We start from the raw sequence: 20506 nt of genomic DNA, 5'->3' as shown, positions 1-20506 counted from the left end.
CCTGGAACGAGTGTTGACCCTCACTCGCGTCAGGCATGGAGGGGCCACTACGGCTGATCGCTCCCACCCATCGGATCGGCCTGCCGGCCCTCACCGCTGTGTGACACCCGTGATCCAGTGGCGCACCTCACATGGCAGTGCTGTCACGGGGATCGGGCGGCCGGCATCTCATGGTCGTCAGCATGTCGCGCGAACGATCCGCGGCACACAATTCCACGGGTGAGGACTAATGACGAACTCGGAACAGACCTCGGTGTTGATCACCGGAGGCAACAAGGGACTCGGCTTCGAGACCGCCCGGCGGCTCGGGGAACAGGGTTGGACGATCTTTCTCGGCTCGCGTGATGAAGGCCGAGGAAGGGCGGCAGCCGACAAGCTGGCTGACGGCGGCCTCAACGTGGTCATGGTCCCCCTGGACGTGACCTCGGACGAGTCGGTGGCCAACGCCGTACGGTTCGTTCGGGAGCACACCGACCGGCTGGATGTGCTGATCAACAACGCCGGCGCGCCAGGAAACCTCATTGCGCCCGCAGAGGCGACGGCCGATGAGGTGCATGCCGTCTACGACACCAACGTGTACGGACCGATCAGGGTCACGCATGCATTCCTTCCCCTGCTGCAGGCGGCGGACCATCCGCGGGTGGTGATGGTGTCCAGCGGTGGCGGTTCCTTCGCGGTCGTGACCGATCCGGAGCAGCCCGTCTCGAAAATGCACGAGCTCGCCTACACCTCGTCGAAAGCGGCGCTGAACATGATCACCGTCCGGTACGCCCAGGCGCTTCCGAATATCAAATTCAACGTCGTCACCCCCGGCGAGGTCGCCAACCGCAAATTCGCCGCCACCGACATGAACCATCACACCGGTCAGCTGACGGTCACCGAGGGCACGGACCCGATCGTGAAACTCGCGATGATCGACGCCGACGGGCCGACCGGGACCTTCATCGATCGCCTCGGCCCCGTCGGCTGGTAGCCGCCGCGCAACCTACCGCGAGTCGTCCGCCATCAAAATCAGAAGGAACGGAAAAGACATCATGAGCAAGGTCTGGTTCGTCACCGGTTCGTCCCGCGGCCTCGGCCGCAACTTCGTCGAGGCCGCCCTGTCCCGCGGCGACGAGGTGGCCGCGACCGCTCGGAGCACGGGAAGCTTGGACGAGCTGGTCGCCGCCCATGGCGACGCGATTCTCCCGCTCGAGCTGGACGTGACCGACAAGGCCGCCGTCTTCGAGAGCGTGGAGCGGGCCAAGGAGCACTTCGGCCGGCTCGACGTCATCGTGAACAACGCCGGCTACGCCCAGATCGGCGCGGTCGAGGAGCTGACCGAGCGGGAACTGCGCGACCAGCTGGAGACCAACCTGTTCGGTGCGGTGTGGGTGGTCCAAGCCGCGCTGCCCTACCTGCGAGAGCAGCGCTCCGGGCACATCGTCCAGCTGTCCTCGGCGGCCGGGGTCATCGCCATGCCGCTCGGCGGCGCGTACCACGCCTCCAAGTGGGCCCTCGAGGGCTTGAACGAAGCCCTCGCCGGCGAGGTCGCCGACTTCGGCGTCAAGGTGACCATCATCGAGCCCGGCGGCTTCGCCACCAGGGACGGCAAGAACCCGGATCCGCTCGCCAACGGCCACATGTCCCAGACCGACCCGGCCTACGACGGTCTCCGCCGACGACTCGGCGCGCTCGCCGGAAAGCAGCCCGCCGGAGACCCGGCCGCCGCGGCCCGGGCACTCCTCAAGCTCGTCGACTCCGACAACCCGCCGCTGCGGGTGCTCTTCGGCCAGGGCTTCTACCCGATGATCCAGCAGGCGTACGCCGATCGGCTCAAGACCTGGGACGACTGGCAGGACCTTTCCGCGGAGGCTCACGGCAACCTCGGCGACTCGAGGTCCGCGCTTTCGGAGACCTGAGCCCGTCGTTCTCCTCGGCCCGAACGCACGCCCGGGTGGATTTCGGCACTCGACAAGGGTAGGGAACGGGATCACGGCCACTACGCCGCAGCCGGCCAACGCAACGGCCTCCGGCTCGCCGTCGCCGCCGTACAGTGCCGTCATGGAGCCGTCTCACACAGCAGACGACGGACCTTCCGTCTGCCCTGCATGCGGAGCTGGACCCGAGCAGTCCACTGACCCCGAACGCATGTGGACGAGCATCTGTTACTGCGGGCATCCAAGGTTCTACGACTACAGGCATCGCAACGGCACATGCCCATGCATCACGGGCCGCTGACTTCAATGCCTCCCGCCGGCCGCCCGGGGTGCTCGTCGGCAACCATCCTGCTCAGCCTGACAACGGCCGTATCGACCACCCGTTGTGTCCGCGTGGTCTGCTTTTCGTCGACGCGGCCCGCAACTTGTATGAGGTCATGTCCCCGGCGTGATCGTCAGGGGTCGCTTCTAGGGATCGGCCGGAAGCCGGCGGGCGGCCACGCCGGCCCAGCCGAGGCTCAGCCCGGTCACGAACAGGACGCCCCCGGCGCCGAGCGCGGCCGCCATGAGACCGGCCACGCCGGGGATGAAGAGCTGGCCGGTGCGGTTGCCGACCAGGCGCAGTGACATGGCACGGCCGCGCATGCCCGGAGGGGCGGACTCGGCGAGCCACGACATGGTCAGCGGCTGGCCGACGCCCAGCCCGAAGCCCACGACGAGGAGCAGCGCGGCCAGGAGCCACAAGGGCATGGGCACCGGGGTGAGCAGCATGGCGACGGCCGCGGAGAGCGTGCTGACCACCAGCAGCCTGCGCCGGCCCACCGCACGCGCCAGCCGGCCGAGGAAGAAACGCGAGGTCATGGAGGCCGCGCCGCGGAGAGTCAGCAGGAGACCCACGGTGCCGGCCGCCAGGCCGTGTTCGGTGCCGAGCGCGGGCAGGTACGCCAGAGTGATGTCGACCGCGGCCAGCACCACACAACTGGTCAGCAGGGCGTGGGCGATGCCGGGCCGGCGCAGGAGCGCTCGCAGGCCGCCATGGTCGCCGTGCTCGGCGTGGGCACGGGCCGGCGGGCGGCTCGCCGGGAGCAGGACCGACAGTGCGACGAGCAGGACGGCGAGGCCGCACGACCAGGCGAAGATGCGGCCGGTGTCGGGGATGGCGCCCTGCCCGCCGAGGGCGGCGATCATCAGCGGGCCTGCGGCCTGGCCGAGGGAGGCGGCGAAGGTGTAGTGGCCGAAGGCGGTGTCGTGGTGGCCGCGTTCGGTGGTGTTGGCGACGAGCGCCTGCTGAGCGATGACGCTGCCGAGGTGGCCGGTGCCGAGCAGGATGCCGGCTGCCACGAGCCCGGCGACCGTGTGGCCGAGCGTGGTGAACGCGACGGCGGAGGCGGCGATCAGGAGCGCGCCGGCCACGGCGATGCGGCGCTCGCCGTAGCGGTCGGCGGCGTGGCCGGCCGGCAGGGCCAGCAGCAGCGGCGCGAGGGCGAAGCAGGCGCCGAGCACTCCCAGCCAGGCCGTCGGCACGTCGAGCTCGATCGCGCGGTACGACATGGTGGGGCGCAGCACGAACGTGATGACCTGGGTGCCGGCGGAGTGCGCCAGCAGGGCGGCGTGCCGAGGCCAGGGCTCAGGCATCTCCCTCGCCCGGAGACTCCGCATCGGTGTGGTGCTTGCGCAGACGCCAGGCGGCCTGGGCGCCCAGGCTGGTGTCGATGTGTTCGCGCATGACGGCCGCGGCCGCCTCCGCGTCGCCCGCGATCACGTACTCCAGCAGGGCCTCGTGCTCGGCGGCCTTGCGGTCGCGGGCCGCCTGGCCGCGCTCTACCTCCAGGGCGAGGCGGCGGTAGCGGTCGGCCTTGTCCCACAGGCCGTCGAGGGTCTGGATGAGCACGTCGTTGTGCGAGGCGCAGTAGAGGGCGGTGTGGAACTTGCGGTGGGCGACGAGCTGCTCGTAGGCGGGGTTGCCGGGAAGCGGCTTGAGGCCTTCGTGGGCGGCGCGCATGGCGGCGATGTCGGCCTTGGTGCGGCGTTCGGCGGCCAGTGCGACGGCGAGTGGATCGAGGGATCGGCGCAGCTCCAGCAGGTCGCGGGCCTCCTCTGCGGCCAGGGGGGCGACGCGGGCGTCGCGGTGGGCGTCGAGCTCGACCAGCCCTTCGCTCTTGAGCCGGCGCAGGGCCTCGCGCAGGGGAGTGGTGCTGATGCCGATGTCGCGGGCCAGCTGAGCCTGCGCGATGACCGAGCCGGGGAGCAGCTTCCCGGACAGGATCAGCTCCTTGACGCGTAGGTAGGCGAAGTCCGCCTTGGTCGTGTAGAGCTCGGCTGCTGATTCGCTCATCGGTGTCCTGTCTCGTCGGTGACGGTTATAACCTACCCCGCTGTCCCGACTTGTCGGCAAGAGACCGGACTGCAGGTCGACTGGGCAAGTTCTGCTCGTCATAGCCGCTATATGCCATCAAGCTGGACTATCGCGTTACATTTCGGAAAGGAGGGGGTTGAGGTCATAGGTTATAACGAAGCAAAGTATGCGGCATCGCAGGCGACGGCTGGTCGGTCTCGCCTGGTCTAGGAGGAAGCACATGACCACCTTCCACCCCACCTTCCGCACAGAGGCGCGGACGAGCTCGGCCTCACCGGCCGGGAAGTCGTCACCATCACCGGTCTCACCGCGCTCGGCGGACCGCGCCTCCCGCCCACGCTGACCGTCACCGCCGACGACGTCACATTCCAAGCCCGCCTCCGCCTCGACACCCCGCGTGAGGCTGACTACTACCGGCACGGCGGGATCATGCCGTATGTCCTGCGCGGCCTGCTCACGACCGCTTGATGTTGCCAATGAACTGGTCGGCCCCTCCGGGGCGGGCAAGAGCACGCTGCGGCGGCAGATCGACGTCGTGACCCAGGACCCTTCGCGAGGACGTCGCGCCCTGGCACGCGCCCTGCTCTCCCGGCTCCTCACCTACGGAGGCTGTTACGCCGCCCTGGTGGCCGCCCAGACGGTGTACGTGGCCTCGCCGTGACGGCTTGCCGTCCACGGCAAAAGAACAATGGCAAGGAGATTCGCATTCCTTGCCATTTTCAATCTATAGCGCGACGGGGGGCTTGCGGCAAGACCCGGGTCGTGCTGCAGAATCTCCGACCGAAGCCAGAACCTGAAGAAATCAGGGATTTGTAAGTACAGCAGCCGGCCGAAATGCAGTCTTCGAAATGCAACCTCTTGAATGGGGTGTTCATGATTGACGTGATCATTGCCGGCGGCGGACCGACCGGCATGATGCTGGCCGGCGAGTTGCGGCTGCACGGCGTGCACGTGCTCGTGCTGGAGAAGGAGGCGGAGCCGACCAAGGTCGTCCGCTCGCTCGGCCTGCACGTGCGCAGCATCGAGGTGATGGACCAGCGCGGTGTGGTGGACCGGTTCCTCGCGCTCGGCCAGAAATACCCGGTCGGCGGTTTCTTCGCCGGCATCACCAAGTCCTCGCCCGACCGGCTGGACACCACGCATCCGTACGTCCTCGGCATCCCGCAGCCCACCACCGACCGCCTGCTCGCCGAGCGCGCCGCCGAGCTCGGCGCCGACATCCGGCGCGGCTGCGAGCTGGCCGGGCTGAGCCAGGACGAGGACGGGGTGACCGCCGAGCTGGCCGACGGCACGCAGCTGCGCTCGCGCTACCTCGTCGGCTGCGACGGCGGCCGCAGCACGGTGCGCAAGCTGCTCGGCGTCGGCTTCCCCGGCGAGCCCTCCAGAGTCGACACGCTGCTCGGCGAGATGGAGGTCGCCGTGCCGCCGGAGACGGTGGCCGCCGTGGTGGCCGAGATCCGCAAGACCCAGAAGCTGTTCGGCCTCGGGCCCCTCGGGGATGGGGTGTACCGCGTCCTCGTGCCCGCCGAGGAGGTGGCCGAGGACCGCACGGTGCCGCCGACCCTCGAGGAGTTCAAGCGACAGCTGCGGGTGTTCGCCGGCACCGACTTCGGCGTGCACTCACCGCGCTGGCTGTCCCGCTTCGGCGACGCCACCCGCCTGGCCGACCGCTACCGGGTCGGCCGGGTGCTGCTGGCCGGCGACGCGGCGCACATCCACCCGCCGACCGGCGGTCAGGGCCTCAACCTCGGCATCCAGGACGCGTTCAACCTCGGCTGGAAACTGGCCGCCGAGGTCGCCGGCTGGGCGCCGGAGGGACTGCTGGACAGCTACCACGCCGAACGGCGCCCGGTGGCCGCCGACGTGCTCAACAACACCCGCGCGCAGATGGAGCTGCTGTCCGTCGAGCCGGGTCCTCAGGCAGTGCGCCGGCTGCTGGTGGAGCTGATGGATTTCGAGGACGTGAACCGGTACCTGATCGAGAAGATCGTCGCGATCGGGGTGCGCTACGACTTCGGCGAGGGGCATGAGCTGCTCGGCCGGCGGATGCGGGACGTGGCGCTGAAGCGAAGGCGCCTCTACGAGTTGATGCACGGCGGCCGCGGACTGCTGCTCGACCAGACAGGCCGGCTCTCCGTGGCGGGCTGGGCGGATCGGGTCGACCACGTCGTCGACGTCAGCGACGAACTCGACGTGCCCGCGGCGCTGCTGCGACCGGACGGCCATGTGGCGTGGGTCGGCGAAGATCAGCAGGATCTGCTCGGCCAGATGCCCAAGTGGTTCGGGGCGCCCGTCAACTGACGGTCAGCACCCGGCTCATTTCCGCGATCGCCGCCCGGTGCCACTCTGGCCTCCGCGCCACCCGGCTCTGGCGCGCCTCGGCGGCGTCGGCGGGAGGCCGAGCGCCGCCGCGACGTGTCCACAGTGTCAGGCGCGCTTCCAGAGGGCGGCCACGTTCGGGGGCTCCCAGCCGGGGAGCGCCGTGTGCGCCTGCACGCACTCGTAGGCCAGCCCGCCGTACGTCACCCTGTCACCTACCCGGTACGCGGTGCCCGCGCTCCACGTTCCCCCGGGCTGAGTGGGGGTGGGGCTGGAAGTAGGCGTCGGGGTCGGCGTGGGGGTCGGTGTAGGGGTGGGCGTCGGGGTGCCGCCACCGCCGAAGTCCACGTCCGAGCAGGTGTAGAAGGCCTCGTTGCTGCCGACCACGCGCTGCCAGATCGAGTAGAGAATGTGCCGGCCGCTGCGCTGTGGCAGGTTGATCGTCCAGTTGGTGAACGTCGTCGGGTTCTGGCCGGTGAACGTCCTGATGTGGACCAGGTCGGACCACTTGAGGGGCATGGTCGGGTTCCAGCCCTGGCGGGTGATGTAGAACTCGAAGTTGCTGTTGGCGTGCGGCGCGGAGGCGTGATAGGTCAGCGTGAAGCTGCCGGGCCGCACCTGGGTCGCCGGCCAGTCGGCCCGCTGCAGATCGAGCCCGCGATACTTGTCGCGTCCTGCGCTGCAGAGCTTGCCGTCGGGGATGAGCTGGCGGTGCCGTCCTCCCGCCTCCAGGAGGGAGACCTCGTTCCAGTCGTAGAACGCCTGCGTGCCGCCGGCTGCCACGGCGGCCTTGCAGGCGGCCGACTTGGGCGTCTCCGGTCCTTCGTTCTTGCAGACGTAGACGCGGCTGGGCGGGTTGGACATCGTGCCGTGGGCGTTGGCCGCGGAGGCGGGCAGCAGCGCCAGCACTCCGGAGGCCGCCACGGCGGCGGCGATCGTACTCTTGCGCACCTCGTACTCCCAGGGGGTGAATTACAACTCTTAGGAAAGTTTCCTAAGAATTATTGCGATCGTGGCACGAGAGACCGCATCCCACAAGACCCAAAGTCAAGCCTCGAGTCAGCCCCTAGCGCCCGTCCTCTCCGGGCGAGATCGTGACCACTGTGTCGGCGTACTTCTCGACCAAGGGCAGGTCGTGCGAGGCGAACACCACCGCTATGTCCCGGTCGCGGCGTAGCCGGCCCATCAGTTCCATCACCGCCAATGCCGTGTCGCCGTCGAGGGCGGAGGTGATCTCGTCGCAGATCAGCACGTCGGGCTCGGCCGCCAGAGCTCGGGCGATGGAGACCCGCTGTCGTTGGCCGCCCGACAGCTCGCGCGGGTATCGGCTCGCATGCTCCGGCCCCAGGCCCACGTGCTCCAGCAGGTCGGTCACGCGGCCGGGGACGGCCGAGCGAGGGCAGCGGCGGTGCAGACGCAGCGGACGGGCCAGGGCTGCGGACACGGTGGTCGAGGGGTTCAACGCGCCCATGGGGTTCTGTGGCACGAACTGCACCCTGCGGCGATGTTCGCGGTTGCGCTTGCGGACGTCCGGATGGAGGACGGCGCCGTCGAGCGTCACCGTACCGGCGGAGAACGGGTGCAGGCCCGCCAGCGCGCGCAGCAGCGTGGTCTTGCCCGAGCCGGACGGCCCCACCACGGCGACGGCCGTGCCGGACGGCACGTCGAGGTCCACACCCTGCAGGACCCGCATCCGTCGCAGGCCTACCTCGGCATGCAGCCCCCGCGCCCGCAGCCCGGACTCCTCGGCCTGCCGGGCGGAGGGAGCGAAGGGCGTACCGCGTACAGGCTGCGAGAGTGCCACGCCGGGAAGTTCGAGCACCTCGTCCGCCAGCCGGTCGACCAGCTCCCGGTCGTGGCAGGACAGCACCACCGCGACCCCGCGCTCGGCGGCCAGGTGCCGGAGGAGAGCGCTGATCTCGTCGCGCAGCGACGGGTCGAGGCCGGCAGTGGGCTCGTCCAGCAGGAGCAGGTCAGGACGGCGGGCCAGCGCCCTGGCCAGTGCGACGCGGCGCTGCTGGCCGCCGGACAGCTCGCCGGCCCGGCGTCTGAGCAGCCCTGGGATGCCGGTCAGGCGCACCTCTTCGAGCAGTGCGGCCGCCTCCTCGCGCGAGCCGGTCTCGGTGACCAGTTTGTCCACGCGCATCCATGGGTTGAGAGCCGAGCCCGGGTCCTGGCCGACATAGGCCACGCGGGTACGGCGCAGCGTGCGCAGCTCCGCCGCTCCGCAGCCGAGCACGTCCACGCCCAGCACCTCGACCGTCCCGGCGCGGCGGGCCGTGCCCGCCGGGAGGTCACCGATCATGGCCCGCAGCAGCGTGGTCTTGCCCGAACCCGAGGGGCCCACGAGCGCCAGGACCTGCCCGGCGCGGGCGGTGAGGCCGGCGCCGGACACCAGTTCGCGCCCGTCCGGCGCGGCCACGGTCAGCGCGTCGACGACGGCGCGGATGGTCATGTGCGTTCCGCCTTGGGGCTGAGGGCGCCGGCCGCCAGGTTGACGCTCATGGCGAGCAGGCCGATCGCGATGCTGGGGGCCAGTACGGCCCAAGGGTTGAGCACGAGGCCGGGGGAGTTCTCGCGGATCATCAGCGCCCAGTCGGCCTCCGGCGGCTGGGGTCCGATCTGCAGGAACGCGGCCGTGGCCACCACGTAGACGGCCGAGACGAAGCGCAGGCCGAACAGGGCGAGTACGGTCGAGCGCAGGTTCGGCAGCACGTCACGGAAGATCAGGTGCCAGGTGCGCTCGCCGCTTGCGACAGCCGACTCGACGTACCCGGTGACCACGACGGGCGCCGCCGCGGCGGCCATGAAGCGCACCGCGTACGGGATGGCGAGTGCCACCGCCGCGACCACGAGCGCGAGCCGGCCGCCGCCCGGCCAGGAGAGTGTGACGAGCAGGATGCCCAGCACGGCCGGCAGCAGCATGAGAACGTCCGCCACTCGCTCGACGACCTGCCCGAGACGGGGTCGCAGCGCCCCGGCAACGCCGAGCACGGCGGCGACGGCGGTGACCAGCGCCGCCACGATGAGGGAGGAGAAGACCAGATCGCGCCCGCCGTGCAGGAGCCTGCTGAGTACGTCACGGCCGAGCTGGTCGCCGCCGAGCAGCGTCCCGTCCGCCCCAGCGGCGGCGTACGGGATCGTGACCGGCCGGTCCATCGGCTGCGGCGCCAGCAGCGGGCCCGCGACGGTGAGCAGGAGCAGCAACAGCGCCGGCACGATGCGCAGCACCGGCGGTGTCCGACCGCCCACGCCCGAGCCGGGGCGCCTCACCGGCGCACTCCCGCCGCCCAGGCCCGGATCGCGTCGGCCGCCAGCAGCACGCAGGTGATCGCCACCCCGGTCAGCGCCACCACGCCCGCGATGATCGGGGTGTCCCGATCGGCCACCGCGCCGGCGAGCAGCGCTCCCACGCCCGGGTAGTTGAAGATCGTCTCCACCGCGACCGCCCCGCCGAGCAGCATGCCGGTGGAGGTCGCCACACCCGCCGCGATCGCGGGCAGCGCGCCCGGCAGCAGGTGGTGGGTGAGGATCCGGCGTGACGGCAGCCCGTCCAGCACGGCAGCGGCGACATGCGAGGCCTTGGCCTCGTCGGCGAGAGCGCCGCGAACGATCCGAGCGTTCCATCCGATTTGCGGAATCGCCAGCGCCAGCACGGGCAGCACCAGCATGCTCCACGCTGCGGGCGCGCCGTCGGGACCGGCCAGCGTGGCAGCAGGCAGGAGGCCGGCCCACAGGGCGAACACCAGCACCAGCGCCACGGCGATCACGAACTCCGGCAGTGCCAGCACCGCGGTCGCCGATGCCGAGATGACCCGATCGGTCATCGATCCCGGCCGCAGCGCCGCCCAGCAACCGAGCCCGAGCGCGGCGACGACGGTGACCGCCAGCGCCAGCCCACCCAGCAGCAGGGTGTTCGGCAACGGTCCGGCCAGCAGGCTCAGCACCGGCTCGCCGCGAGCGGAGACGCCGAGGTCGCCGCTCGGCAGCCCGGCCATCCAGCGCAGGAACCGCACCGCGACCGGCTGGTCCAGCCCCAGCAGCACGCGCCGCCGCTCGACGTCCGCGACGCTCTCACCGCGCTCGGACGTCGCGTCGGCGGCATCGCCGGGAAGCGCCTCGACGACGGCGAAGACCAGCGCCAGCAGCGCGGCCAGCAGGGCGATCCGGCGGGTGAGCAACCAGGCCAGGCGAGTGATCGCCGCTATGCCCGAGCCAGCCATACCCGCTCGAGCTGCACTCGTCCGTACCCGGGCAGCTTGGGGAGGTCACGCACGGTGGAAGCGGCCAGGTCGATGCCGTCGGCCATGCCCCACAGCAGGTACCCCGAGCGCGCGTGCTGGATCTCCTGGATCTTGCGTAGTGCCTGCGCTCTCGTCGTCTCGTCCAGCGTGCCCACGGCCTGCTTGTACGTCTCGTCGAACTCGGCGTCGCTCCACGCCGCCTCGTTCTGCCCGGCCCCGGTCACCATGACCTTGCTGGAGAAGAAGATCACCGAGTCGTTGGTGCCCCAGTAGGTGGTGTAGAGGTCGCCCTTGAGCCAGGTCTTGTCCCAGAACGTCCCGGAGTCCTCCTTGACGACCTCGATCTGCACGCCGGCCTCACGCACCTGCGTGGCGAACAGCGCCGCGGACTCGGCCAGGCCGGCGATGTCCTCGGTGGTCCTGAGCTGGTACGTCTTCGACAGGTCGAACCCGGCCTCCTGCAGCAGCTGCTTGGCCCTGGCGAGGTCCCGGGCGCGCTGCGGCAGGTCCTCGGCGTAGGCGGGGTCGCCGGTGCCGAGCACGTCGTTGGCGACCTTGCCGTACCCGCTGAGCACCTGCTTGACCATGGCCTCGCGGTCGACGGCCAGGCGCAGCGCCTCGCGTACCTTGGGGTCGGCGAACGGGCTGCCCTCGGCGGTGCGCATGACGATGGGCATCGCCATGTCGTCGGGCCGGCGCAGCACCTGGACGTCGGGACGGGCGGCCGCGGTCCTGGCGGCGACGGCCCCGACGTTGGAAGCCACGTCGATCTGGCCGCCGAGCAGGGCGTTGGCCATGGCCTGCGGACTTTCGAAGATCTTCACCTCGATCGCGTCGAGGTACGGCTCGCCACCGTGCCAGGCGTCGTTGCGCACCAGGCGGGCATTGCCGTCGCGGTACCACTCCAGCTTGAACGGCCCGCTGCCCGGCGCGTCCGCCACCTCCTTGGTGTCCTTCTTCATCACGAACGTGGTCAGGCGCAACAGGAGCGGCAGGTCGGCGTTGGCATAGTCGGAGGTCAGCACCACGGTGTCGCCGTCCGCCTCGATGTTCTCCGTCTTGATGCCCGGCAGCCGGGCCGCGCCGCTCGGAGTCTCGCGCAGCCGGCGGAGCGACCAGACGACGTCTTCGGCGGTGACCGGCGTGCCATCGTGGAACGTCGCGCCCTGCGCCAGCGTGAAGCGCCACGTCTTGACGTCGTCGTCGGCCTTCCAGCTCGCGGCCAGGCGGGGCGCGGTGTTCTCGGTGGCGCCGGGGGCGGTCAGCGTGTCGTAGATCAGGCTGATGATCAGATAGTCACTCTCGTTGGCCTGCGTGCCGTGCGGGTCGCGGGTGATCGCGCTCACCCTGCCGAGCGCGCCGATCCGGAGCGTCCCGCCGCTGACCGGTTTGGCCGGCGCGGTCGTCGTGGCCGCGGACTCGGGAGCGGATCCACCGCTGCCACCGCAGGCAGCGAGCAGCGCCACAAGACCGACACCCCCGGCTGACGCGAGGAGATGACGCCGACTAAGGTCCACTTTGTCCCCATTCATGCATTACTTTTTGCTTAGGTTTGCCTACCCTAAAGGGAGCGTATGCGCAAGGTAACGACCACCCGTGAGCTCACCGCGCTGGCCGTACCGCTCGCTCTCACTCAGCTCGCCCAGGTCGCTCTGACCACCACCGACACCGTCATGCTCGGGCTGCTCGGCGTCGAGGCGCTGGCGGCCGGCGGGCTGGCCATGGTGATCTTCAACCAGTTCCGCACCATGGGTGTCGGCCTGGTCACGGCTGTCGGCAACCAGGTGGCCGCCGCGCACGCTCGCCAGGAAGACCTCGGCGACCTCATCCGGGCCGCGCTCGCGCTGGCCACCGTCGCGGGCGTCGGGGGAGCCGTGCTCATGGTCGCCGTGGGGGAGGGCGTAGGGCTCCTCGGCCAGGACCCGGTCGTGATCGACGGCATGCGGCCCATGCTGTGGGCGCTGGCGCCGGGGTTGGTGCCGTGCCTGTGGTTCCAGGCGATCCGGCAGTTCACCGTCGGGATGCGCCGCCCGCAGGCGCTGCTGCGCATCACGCTCGCCTCGATCGTGGTCAACGGCGTGCTCAACGCGGCCCTGATGGGCCCGTTCGGCCTGGCCGGCATCGGTCTCGCGACCAGCTCCGTCTACCTGCTGACCTTCCTGGCCCTGTACGCCTCAGCCCGCCGTGACCCCGAACTCGCCCCCATGCTCGACCTGCGTGCCTGGCGAGCCCGGCCGGCCACGTTGCGCGGGCTCACCGGGCTGGGCGTGCCCATCGCCGCCACGTACGGCTCCGAGGCCGGCTTCTTCTCCCTCGTCGCCTTGCTCGTCGGCACCTTCGGCACCGCCGCCCTGGCCGCGCACACCGCCGTCAACCAGTTGGTCTACATCGTCTTCCAGATCTCGGTCGGCCTGTCGCACGCCGCCTCCATAGGCGTCAGCAGGGAGGTCGCCCTCGGTGATCCGCAGCGGGCCCGGCGGATCGCGCGCGCCGCCCTGGCCTGCGGCGCCATCGCGATGGGTGTCGTCGGCCTGGTCTACCTGGCGCTGCCGGAGCTGGTCCTGCGCGCGTTCCTGGAGGCGGGCGACGGCACCGCGACGGGGATCGCCACGAGCCTGCTCATGGTCGCAGCCGTCATGCAGTTCGTCGACTGCGCCCAGAACATCGGGGTCGGGCTCCTCCGCGGTCTCGACGACACCAAGGGCGGCTTCCGGGTGACCCTCGTCGGCTACTGGCTCGTGGGACTGCCCGCGGTCTGGCTGCTGTCCGTACCGGCCGGGCTGGACACGCTAGGGACCTGGCTCGGCCTGTTCACCGGACTCGCCGCCACCGCCGCGCTGCTGCTCACCCGCTTCCACCGGGCCCTCTCCGCCCTCCAGAAGGAATGAGGCCCGCCGTACGCGCCCGGCTACCAGGTCACCGGCAACCGGTGTACGCCGTAGACCAGCATGTCGGACCGCATGGGCACCTCCTCGGCAGGCACCGCCAGGCGCAGCCCCGGCAGCCGGTCGAGCAGCGCGGGCAGGGCGATGCGCATCTCGTTGCGGGCGAGTTGCTGGCCCAGGCACTGGTGGATGCCATGTCCGAACGTCAGGTGGCCGGTCGCGTCCCGGGTGATGTCCATGGCCCCGGGATCGGCGAACCGCAGCGGGTCTCGGTTGGCGGTGGGCAGGGAAACAGTCACCGTCTCGCCCGCCTTGATCGTGTGACCGTCGAGCTCCACGTCCTCCAGCGCCGTCCGGACCATGAAGTCGACCACCGTGAGGTAGCGCAGCAGTTCCTCCACCGCGCCCGGTGCCAGGGAGGGGTCGCTACGCAGCTTGGCGAGCTGGCCGGGGTTGCCGAGCAGGGTGAACGTGCCGAGGGCCAGCATGTTGGCCGTCGTCTCGTGCCCGGCCAGGAGCAGCAGCATGGCCACGCCGGACAGCTCGTCGTGGGTGAGCTCCCCGCCGGACGACAGGCCGCTGATCAGGTCGTCGGCCGGTCTGGCCCGCTTGTCGGCGACCAGGGCGCGTACGTAGGCGTTCAGCTCGTTCATCGCCTGCTGCTTCTGCTCGGTGCTGGCCCCCAGTGCTACGAGCGTGGCCGCCTGCCGATGGAAGCTCTCGCGGTCCGCGTACGGGACGCCGAGCAGCTCGCAGATCACCAGGGCGGGGATCGGCAGTGCGAAGTCGCGTACCAGCTCGGCGGGCGGGCCGGTGCGCACCATCGCGTCGAGCGTGGCGCCCGTGATCTCGGCGATCCGCGGTTCCAGCAGTTTCATCCGGCGCACAGTGAACTGGCCGGTCAGCAGCTTGCGGTAGCGGGTGTGCTCGGGCGGGTCCAGGCGTACGAAGAACCCGGGCGGCCGGCGCATGGCCTGGTGCTGCGCGATCTGCGGCGTCGATGGATGGTGCAGCTCGGGCCGGGTGCTGAAGCGGCCGTCGCCCATCACCGCACGGGCCGCCGCGTAGCCGGTCACCAGCCAGCCGACATGGCCGTCGGCGTACCGTAACCTGCGGACCGGGGCCTCCTCGCGCCACCTCTCCAGCTCCTGCGGGGGATCGAGGGGGCGCTGACGCCGGGTGGGCATGGTGACCGCAGGGGGCGCGGCATCGCTCATGTCGAACTCCTCGTGGGTCGCTTCTGGTCGCTGCCACTCGTCCCCCCAACATCCATCACCCGGCGGTGCCGATCAATGGCAGGCAGCGGGCCGGTGTGCGTCGCTCCCGCCGGTCGAACGCTGGCAGCGGCCAAGCGCGCTGGTCAGCCGCAGCAGCCGCCGCCGGAGGAGAGCCTGCTCGTTGCAGCACCAGGGTGGCGGCGAACGCCGGCAAGCTGAGCCTCGACCGAACTACGTCCTGTTCTTGTCGCGGACCTCGACCACGACGCCCTGGTGGCCGCCGGGGCCACCGCTTGGGTCAGCACCTTCTGGGTCTCGGCGTGATCGTGTTTCTTGCGGTCGCGGTCCGTCTGTGCGGAGGCGACCCCAGGGCCGGCGGTGAGGCCGACGACGGTCTTCCCGGCCACGACGAGAGCGAGTTTCTCCATGAACTTTTCCTTTCGTACGAGGGGATCGCGGTGTTGCGCCTGCGGAGTGGCGATTTACAGGCGTTGGCGGGGGTCTGTGGTACGCGAGGACGTACGCGAAGGTCGGGATGGTGCTTAGCAGCCGAGCCGGTCGGCGATCGCTCGGAGCACCCGCTGCAGATCGCGGGACATGCGGACGTGCATGCCGAGCTCGGCGATCCCGGCGCGGAAGCCGGGATGCTCGGGGAGCACTTGGTGGACGCGGTGGACCACTCGGGTGCCGCCGGCCGACGGCAGTGCTTCGTGCACGCCGCCGTACCAGCTCTGCACCGCCATCGCGCACAGCCCGCGGTGCAGCTCGACGCGCACAGGGCCGGGGGCTCCGGCGAACTCGGCGTGATAGCTACCGGCTCCCACGGCGGAAACCGTCATCGCGCCGCGCCGAGCAGCCCACGACCCCGCCAGAACCAGCAGGTTGTCGTCGCCCACCCGGCCGTCCTCGATGGCGAACAGCAGCCCGGCGACCGCCTCCACGGGTGCGGCGACGGTGCCGTCCACCTCCCACAGGACGGGCAGCGCGTCCAGGTCGGCGAGCAGTGAAGACGTCGTCGTGGTCATGGCGAACAGCTTCGTGCCGCGGCTCCGTCCCGGGAAGGCGCGGCATCGGGTGGCGGGACGCGGAACGCTCCCGCGCGACCCCGTTGACCTAGGGATTCGCTGCCACGAGCAGCTGTTGCCGAGGTGTCCCGGGACGGGACGGGACACCGATGGGGCGCTCCAGCTCGGCCAGTGCGTCACCCGCGACGGCCCCCAGATGGCGCAGGCCGAGTGAGGTGGCGATGTCCAGCGCCGCGCGGTAGTGGCCCGCGGCCGCCTCGCGGTCGCCGGCGGCCAGGCAGGTCTGGGCGTACGGGATCAGGACGCCGAGCTCGAATTGCGCTTCCCCGGCCTCCTCGGCGATCTTCAGCGCCTGCGCGTGCCGAGCCAGGGCATCCTCCAGCCGACCGAGGTGGCGCAGGGCGACGGCGACGTCGGACAGGCTGGACGCCTCATACAGCCGGTATCCCGTCACCTGGCTCAAGGGATCACGGGCCATGCCGAGCAGACCGGAGACGATCGCGTGGGCCTGACCGTACTCACCCAGCTGCACCAGGGCGTAGCCGATGCGCACGCGGGTGACCACGTATGTCTCCACCACCTCGCCCTCGGGCAGCAGCGCGGCCGTCTGGCGCAGGAGCTCGATGGCCGAGGTGTAGTCGCCGTCCTTCATGCGCAGCTCGGCCAGCTGCTGCAGGACCCGCACCTCGCCGTGCACGTCGCCGGCCTCGGCCATCAGCGTGCGTGCCGCCTCGTAGTCCGGCGCCGCCTGCGCCGGTCGGCTGCCGTACTGCCGGGCCTGACCCCGCATGTAGTGCAGCCAGCTGAGCGACCGGCGATCGCCGAGACGTTCGGCGGCGGGCAGCGCGAAGCCGAGCAGCCGGTCCGGCCGGTCCAGCCCGCACTCCCTGAATGCTCTGGTACGGGGTGTGATCAAGCATTCAGCCGGACCCCGGGGCGAACAACGACGAATCCTGCAACGATCGTTAACGCCACAATTGACGGACGGGTGACTGATAGGGCGTGCGTGGAGCTCCGTGACATCGAGATCTTCTTGACGCTGGCCGAAGAGCTGCATTTCGGCCGCACCGCCGAACGGCTGCACGTATCGGTCGCCCGGGTCAGCCAGGCGATCAAGAAGCAGGAACGCGCCCTCGGCACCCTGCTGTTCGACCGCGACAGCCGCAATGTCCGGCTGACGCCGGTCGGCCGGCAGCTTCGCGACGACCTTGGCCAGGTCTACCAGGGGCTGCGGCACAGCATGGACAAGGCGCGCCTGGCAGCCCAGGGCAAGACCGCCGCGCTCAGGGTCGGCATGATGCCCAACAACGTCCACGAGCTGCGTCCCTACTGGGACACGTTCCGCGCCCAGTACCCGCAGTGGGGGCTGCACATCCTGCACGCGCCCTTCGCCGATCCTTTCGCCGGGCTGCGACGTGGCGAGATCGACGTCCTGGTCACCTGGCTGCCCGTCGAGGAAGCCGACCTGACCGTGGGCCCCGTGCTGTTCGAAGAGCCGAGAGTGCTGGCCGTGTCCCGCGACCATGAGCTCACCGGTTATTCGTCGGTCTCCGTGGAGATGGTCGGCGACTTTCAGCACGTCGGTATCGAGTCGGCCCCGATTACTGGTTCGACGGCTACATTCCGCTGGAGACGCCCAAGGGACGGTCGATCGAACGAGGCTCCGCTGTCCAGCATCTCGAGGAGGCCTTCATGCTCACCAGCCTCGGGGAGACGGTCACGCTCTTCCCGATCCAGGTGACCCGCTACTGGCCCCGCCCCGACATCGTGTATCTGCCCGTACGGGACATGACGGCCTTGCCGTACGCACTGGTATGGCGTAGCGAGGCGGAGAACGACCTCATCCGCGCCTTCGCCGGTGTCGTCCGCGAACTCGGCCCGCTGACCAGCTGATCATGCCTCAGCGACGACGACGGCCCGGCGCCGGATCACCGGCGCCGGGCCGCGGCCGCTGTCGACGATCAGAACGGATACTGCGGCGGCTCGCCGCGCATGGTGATCCAGCGGGTCTCCGTGAACGCCTCGATGTTGGCCGCCGCCCCGCCGAAGCGGGAGCCGGTGCCCGAGGCGCGCACGCCGCCGAACGGCGCGTTGGCCTCGTCGTTCACGGTCTGGTCGTTGATGTGCACGATGCCGGTCGGGATCTGCTCGGCGGCGGCCAGGCCGCGCATCACGTCCCGGGTCACGATCCCCAGCGACAGGCCGTACTCGCCGTCCGCGGCGAGCTCCACGGCCTCCTCGACCGACGACACGCGGGTGACCGGGGCGACGGGCCCGAAGACCTCCTCGGCGAAGGCGGGCGCGGTCAACGGCACGTCGGCCAGCACGGTCGGCCGGTAGAAGAGGTTGTCGTAGGAGCCGCCGGCCGCCAGCTTCGCACCCTGCTCGACGCTCGCGCTCACCAGGGCGTGGATCTTGTCGCGCTGGCCCGCGTCGATCACCGGGCCGAGCGCGACCTGGCCGGTGGCCGGGTCACCGACCGGCAGGTGGCCGGCCTTGGCGGCGAGGCGTTCCACGAAGTCGTCGTAGAGGCGCTCGGAGACCAGGTGGCGGCCGGTGGTCATGCAGATCTGGCCCTGGTGGAAGAACGAGCCCCAGGCGGCCAGGTTCACCGCCGCGTCCACGTCGGCGTCGTCGAGCACCAGCAGCGCCGAGTTGCCGCCGAGCTCCAGGTGGGCGCGCTTGAGATGCTTGCCGGCCAGTTCGCCGATGCGCCGGCCGACGGCCGTGGAGCCGGTGAAGGAGATGACACGCACGTGCGGGTCGGCGATCAGAGCCTCGCCGACGTCGGGTCCGCCGGGCAGCATCTGCAGCACGCCTGGCGGCAGACCGGCCTCTTCGAACACGCGGGCCATCAGCGTGCCGCCGGTGACCGCAGTTCGCGGGTCGGGCTTGAGGATGACCGCGTTGCCGAGCGCGAGGGCGGGGGCGACCGAGCGGATGCCGAGGATGATCGGGACGTTGAACGGGGAGATCACCGCGACCACGCCGGCCGGTATGCGGCGCGCCAGGGACAGCCGCGGCTGCTCCGAGGGCAGCAGCTCGCCGATCGCGCGGCTGGGCAGGGAGGCGGCCTCGTAACATTCCTCGGCCGCCACGTGCAGGGCGAACCCGGCCATGCCCGGGACCGTGCCGACCTCGCGGACGTTCCAGCCGCTGATCTCGTCGGCGTGCTGCTGCCACAGGTCACCGGCCTTGCGCAGGACGGCGGCGCGGGCGGTGTGCGGCAGCGCCGCCCATTCCTTCTGCGCCGCGGCGGCGCTCGCGGCGGCCTCGGTGACGTCCTCCGGGGTCGCCCGCCCCATCCGGCCGAGCTCGGCGCCGGTGGCGGGCTCGACGACCGCGTAGTCGCCACCGCGGCCGGCCGTCCACGCGCCGCTCTTGAAGACGTTCCCCTGCCAATCGATGGTGTCGAGCAGTCCCACAGCCGCCTCCTCCTTGTCCATGTCGTGCCAGCCGCCCATGCGCAGTGAGAGCTTGAGCAGGCCGGACGACGAGCTGACGGAGCCCTCCCGCCCGCCGTACGCGCTCACCGGCGACGTGGCGCGGCCCGTCATGGTGTCGCTCACGCCCGAACTCCTTGGCCCGGGTGGCGGAAAGTTGAGCCGACGGTACGGTGCCGTCAACACCAGAGCAACATGCTGTTCCGAGGGTTCGAACGCGATTTTCGTCGTTGGAACAGCGGCTACGACGTGGGCCGATAGCCGAGGCGCTTGGAGATCTCGGCGGCGGTGCGCCGCAGCGGCGGCTCGATGCGTCCGGTCAGCGCCTCCACCGTGGCCGACGCGACGGTCAGGTAAATGGCGACGTTGATCGCGGCGATGACCTCGCCCGAGCGGTCGTGCACCGGCGCCGCGAACGACCGCAGACCCGGTGCGAGCTCCTCGTCGTTGACCGCCACGCCGCTCTGGCGCACCCTGGCGAGCGCCGCGGTGAGCTGCTCGCGGTTGGTGATCGTCTTGGGCCCCCGGCGCGCCAGGTCGGTGTGGTCGAGGATCTGCCGCACCGCCGCCGCGTCCTTGTACGCCAGCAGCACCTTCCCCATCGACGTGCAGTAGGCCGGAAGCCTGGACCCCACGTGCAGGTTGAGGTCCATGGCCAGCGAGTTGCGCCGGACGCTGCGTCTGCGGTCCACGTAGACGACGTCCGGGCCGTCGGACAGGCCCATGCTGACGGTGTAGCCGGTCTCGTCGGCCAGCGCCTGGAGGAGGGGGCAGGCGACGTTGGTCAGCTCCATGGAGTCGATCGCCGCGAACCCGAGGTCCACGGCGCGCGGGCCGAGGAAGTACTTCCTCGTCTCCGGGTCCTGCTGGATGTACTCGAGTTTGGTGAGCGTGGCGACGTACCGGTGGGTGGTGCTCTTGTTGAGCCCCACCGCCCGGGCCAGGTCGGCGATCCCCAGCATCGAGCGGTTGCCGGTGAAAGCGGACAGGATGCGCAGGCCGCGCTCCAGCGAGACGGAGAAGGAGGAGTCGGCCGCCGTGCGACCGCGCGGGCGGGGGGAGTCGACATCGGTCACAGCGGTCAGAATACGGCCATGC

At 70.6% G+C, this 20506-nt stretch carries 20 protein-coding genes; 7 read left to right on the top strand and 13 right to left on the bottom strand.

Annotated elements, in window-relative coordinates; translation table 11 throughout:
* Positions 1-229: 229 nt before the first annotated feature.
* Both ID574_RS09260 and ID574_RS09255 read left to right on the top strand, forming a co-directional pair.
* Positions 230-973, top strand: a complete 744-nt coding sequence (locus ID574_RS09260) for an SDR family oxidoreductase (RefSeq protein ID WP_188188417.1) — start codon at positions 230-232, stop codon at positions 971-973.
* Positions 974-1034: 61 nt separating this feature from the next.
* Positions 1035-1901: an SDR family NAD(P)-dependent oxidoreductase gene (locus ID574_RS09255; protein WP_188188415.1), complete on the top strand. Its 867-nt coding sequence runs from the start codon at positions 1035-1037 to the stop codon at positions 1899-1901.
* Between the two features lie 486 nt (positions 1902-2387).
* Here ID574_RS09255 and ID574_RS09250 read toward each other — a convergent pair whose 3' ends face one another.
* Together ID574_RS09250 and ID574_RS09245 are read right to left on the bottom strand one after the other, a co-directional pair.
* On the bottom strand, positions 2388-3554 hold the full coding sequence (locus ID574_RS09250) for an MFS transporter (RefSeq protein ID WP_188188414.1): 1167 nt from the start codon (positions 3552-3554) through the stop codon (positions 2388-2390).
* On the bottom strand, positions 3547-4254 hold the full coding sequence (locus tag ID574_RS09245) for a GntR family transcriptional regulator (protein WP_188188412.1): 708 nt from the start codon (positions 4252-4254) through the stop codon (positions 3547-3549). The genes ID574_RS09250 and ID574_RS09245 overlap by 8 nt, the downstream gene beginning before the upstream one ends.
* 457 nt (positions 4255-4711) lie before the next feature.
* Here ID574_RS09245 and ID574_RS09240 point away from each other — a divergent pair, with 457 nt between their 5' ends.
* Together ID574_RS09240 and rox are read left to right on the top strand one after the other, a co-directional pair.
* Positions 4712-4936: a hypothetical protein gene (locus tag ID574_RS09240; protein ID WP_188188410.1), complete on the top strand. Its 225-nt coding sequence runs from the start codon at positions 4712-4714 to the stop codon at positions 4934-4936.
* A 212-nt stretch (positions 4937-5148) separates the two neighbouring features.
* On the top strand, positions 5149-6576 hold the full coding sequence (gene rox, locus ID574_RS09235) for a rifampin monooxygenase (RefSeq protein ID WP_188188409.1): 1428 nt from the start codon (positions 5149-5151) through the stop codon (positions 6574-6576).
* 126 nt (positions 6577-6702) lie between these two features.
* On the opposite strand, the gene ID574_RS09230 is transcribed toward rox, so the two are convergent.
* From ID574_RS09230 to ID574_RS09210, 5 genes are all read right to left on the bottom strand, one after another.
* Complete coding sequence (locus ID574_RS09230; protein WP_223166533.1) at positions 6703-7545, bottom strand: lytic polysaccharide monooxygenase; 843 nt, start codon at positions 7543-7545, stop codon at positions 6703-6705.
* A gap of 115 nt (positions 7546-7660) precedes the next feature.
* Positions 7661-9049, bottom strand: coding sequence for an ABC transporter ATP-binding protein (locus ID574_RS09225; RefSeq protein ID WP_188188408.1), 1389 nt, complete (start codon positions 9047-9049; stop codon positions 7661-7663).
* The gene (locus ID574_RS09220; protein WP_223166532.1) at positions 9046-9867 is read right to left on the bottom strand and encodes an ABC transporter permease; all 822 of its coding nucleotides are present in this window, start codon (positions 9865-9867) and stop codon (positions 9046-9048) included. The genes ID574_RS09225 and ID574_RS09220 overlap by 4 nt, the downstream gene beginning before the upstream one ends.
* Positions 9864-10817 (bottom strand): ABC transporter permease, encoded by a 954-nt coding sequence (locus ID574_RS09215; RefSeq protein WP_188188407.1) that lies wholly within the window; start codon positions 10815-10817, stop codon positions 9864-9866. The genes ID574_RS09220 and ID574_RS09215 overlap by 4 nt, the downstream gene beginning before the upstream one ends.
* Positions 10799-12304, bottom strand: coding sequence for an ABC transporter substrate-binding protein (locus ID574_RS09210; protein WP_223166531.1), 1506 nt, complete (start codon positions 12302-12304; stop codon positions 10799-10801). The genes ID574_RS09215 and ID574_RS09210 overlap by 19 nt, the downstream gene beginning before the upstream one ends.
* Before the next feature lie 108 nt (positions 12305-12412).
* Here ID574_RS09210 and ID574_RS09205 point away from each other — a divergent pair, with 108 nt between their 5' ends.
* A complete protein-coding gene (locus ID574_RS09205; protein ID WP_188188405.1) occupies positions 12413-13726 on the top strand; it encodes an MATE family efflux transporter in 1314 nt (437 codons plus the stop codon).
* A 20-nt stretch (positions 13727-13746) separates the two neighbouring features.
* Here ID574_RS09205 and ID574_RS09200 read toward each other — a convergent pair whose 3' ends face one another.
* The 4 genes from ID574_RS09200 to ID574_RS09185 all read right to left on the bottom strand — a co-directional run bounded on the left by ID574_RS09200 (position 13747) and on the right by ID574_RS09185 (position 16881).
* On the bottom strand, positions 13747-14940 hold the full coding sequence (locus tag ID574_RS09200; RefSeq protein ID WP_188188404.1) for a cytochrome P450: 1194 nt from the start codon (positions 14938-14940) through the stop codon (positions 13747-13749).
* A gap of 143 nt (positions 14941-15083) precedes the next feature.
* Positions 15084-15368 (bottom strand): hypothetical protein, encoded by a 285-nt coding sequence (locus ID574_RS09195; RefSeq protein WP_188188403.1) that lies wholly within the window; start codon positions 15366-15368, stop codon positions 15084-15086.
* A 114-nt stretch (positions 15369-15482) separates the two neighbouring features.
* The gene (locus ID574_RS09190) at positions 15483-15965 is read right to left on the bottom strand and encodes a hypothetical protein (protein WP_188188402.1); all 483 of its coding nucleotides are present in this window, start codon (positions 15963-15965) and stop codon (positions 15483-15485) included.
* Positions 15966-16053: 88 nt separating this feature from the next.
* Positions 16054-16881 (bottom strand): tetratricopeptide repeat protein, encoded by an 828-nt coding sequence (locus ID574_RS09185; protein ID WP_188188401.1) that lies wholly within the window; start codon positions 16879-16881, stop codon positions 16054-16056.
* 117 nt (positions 16882-16998) lie between these two features.
* Between ID574_RS09185 and ID574_RS09180 the strand changes: the two genes are divergently transcribed.
* Both ID574_RS09180 and ID574_RS59590 read left to right on the top strand, forming a co-directional pair.
* Positions 16999-17706, top strand: a complete 708-nt coding sequence (locus tag ID574_RS09180; RefSeq protein ID WP_262495965.1) for a LysR family transcriptional regulator — start codon at positions 16999-17001, stop codon at positions 17704-17706.
* Positions 17658-17858, top strand: coding sequence for a type 2 periplasmic-binding domain-containing protein (locus ID574_RS59590; RefSeq protein WP_223166529.1), 201 nt, complete (start codon positions 17658-17660; stop codon positions 17856-17858). The genes ID574_RS09180 and ID574_RS59590 overlap by 49 nt, the downstream gene beginning before the upstream one ends.
* Before the next feature lie 68 nt (positions 17859-17926).
* On the opposite strand, the gene ID574_RS09175 is transcribed toward ID574_RS59590, so the two are convergent.
* Positions 17927-19390 (bottom strand): benzaldehyde dehydrogenase, encoded by a 1464-nt coding sequence (locus tag ID574_RS09175; RefSeq protein ID WP_442939297.1) that lies wholly within the window; start codon positions 19388-19390, stop codon positions 17927-17929.
* 260 nt (positions 19391-19650) lie between these two features.
* Complete coding sequence (locus ID574_RS09170; RefSeq protein ID WP_223166528.1) at positions 19651-20484, bottom strand: IclR family transcriptional regulator; 834 nt, start codon at positions 20482-20484, stop codon at positions 19651-19653.
* Positions 20485-20506 lie beyond the last annotated feature (22 nt).

The sequence above is a fragment of the Nonomuraea sp. SYSU D8015 genome (genome assembly GCF_008065375.1).
Lineage (GTDB): Bacteria > Actinomycetota > Actinomycetes > Streptosporangiales > Streptosporangiaceae > Nonomuraea.
The sequence above is the reverse complement of the archived record's forward strand: the minus strand, read 5'-3'. Positions and strand labels throughout refer to the sequence as shown.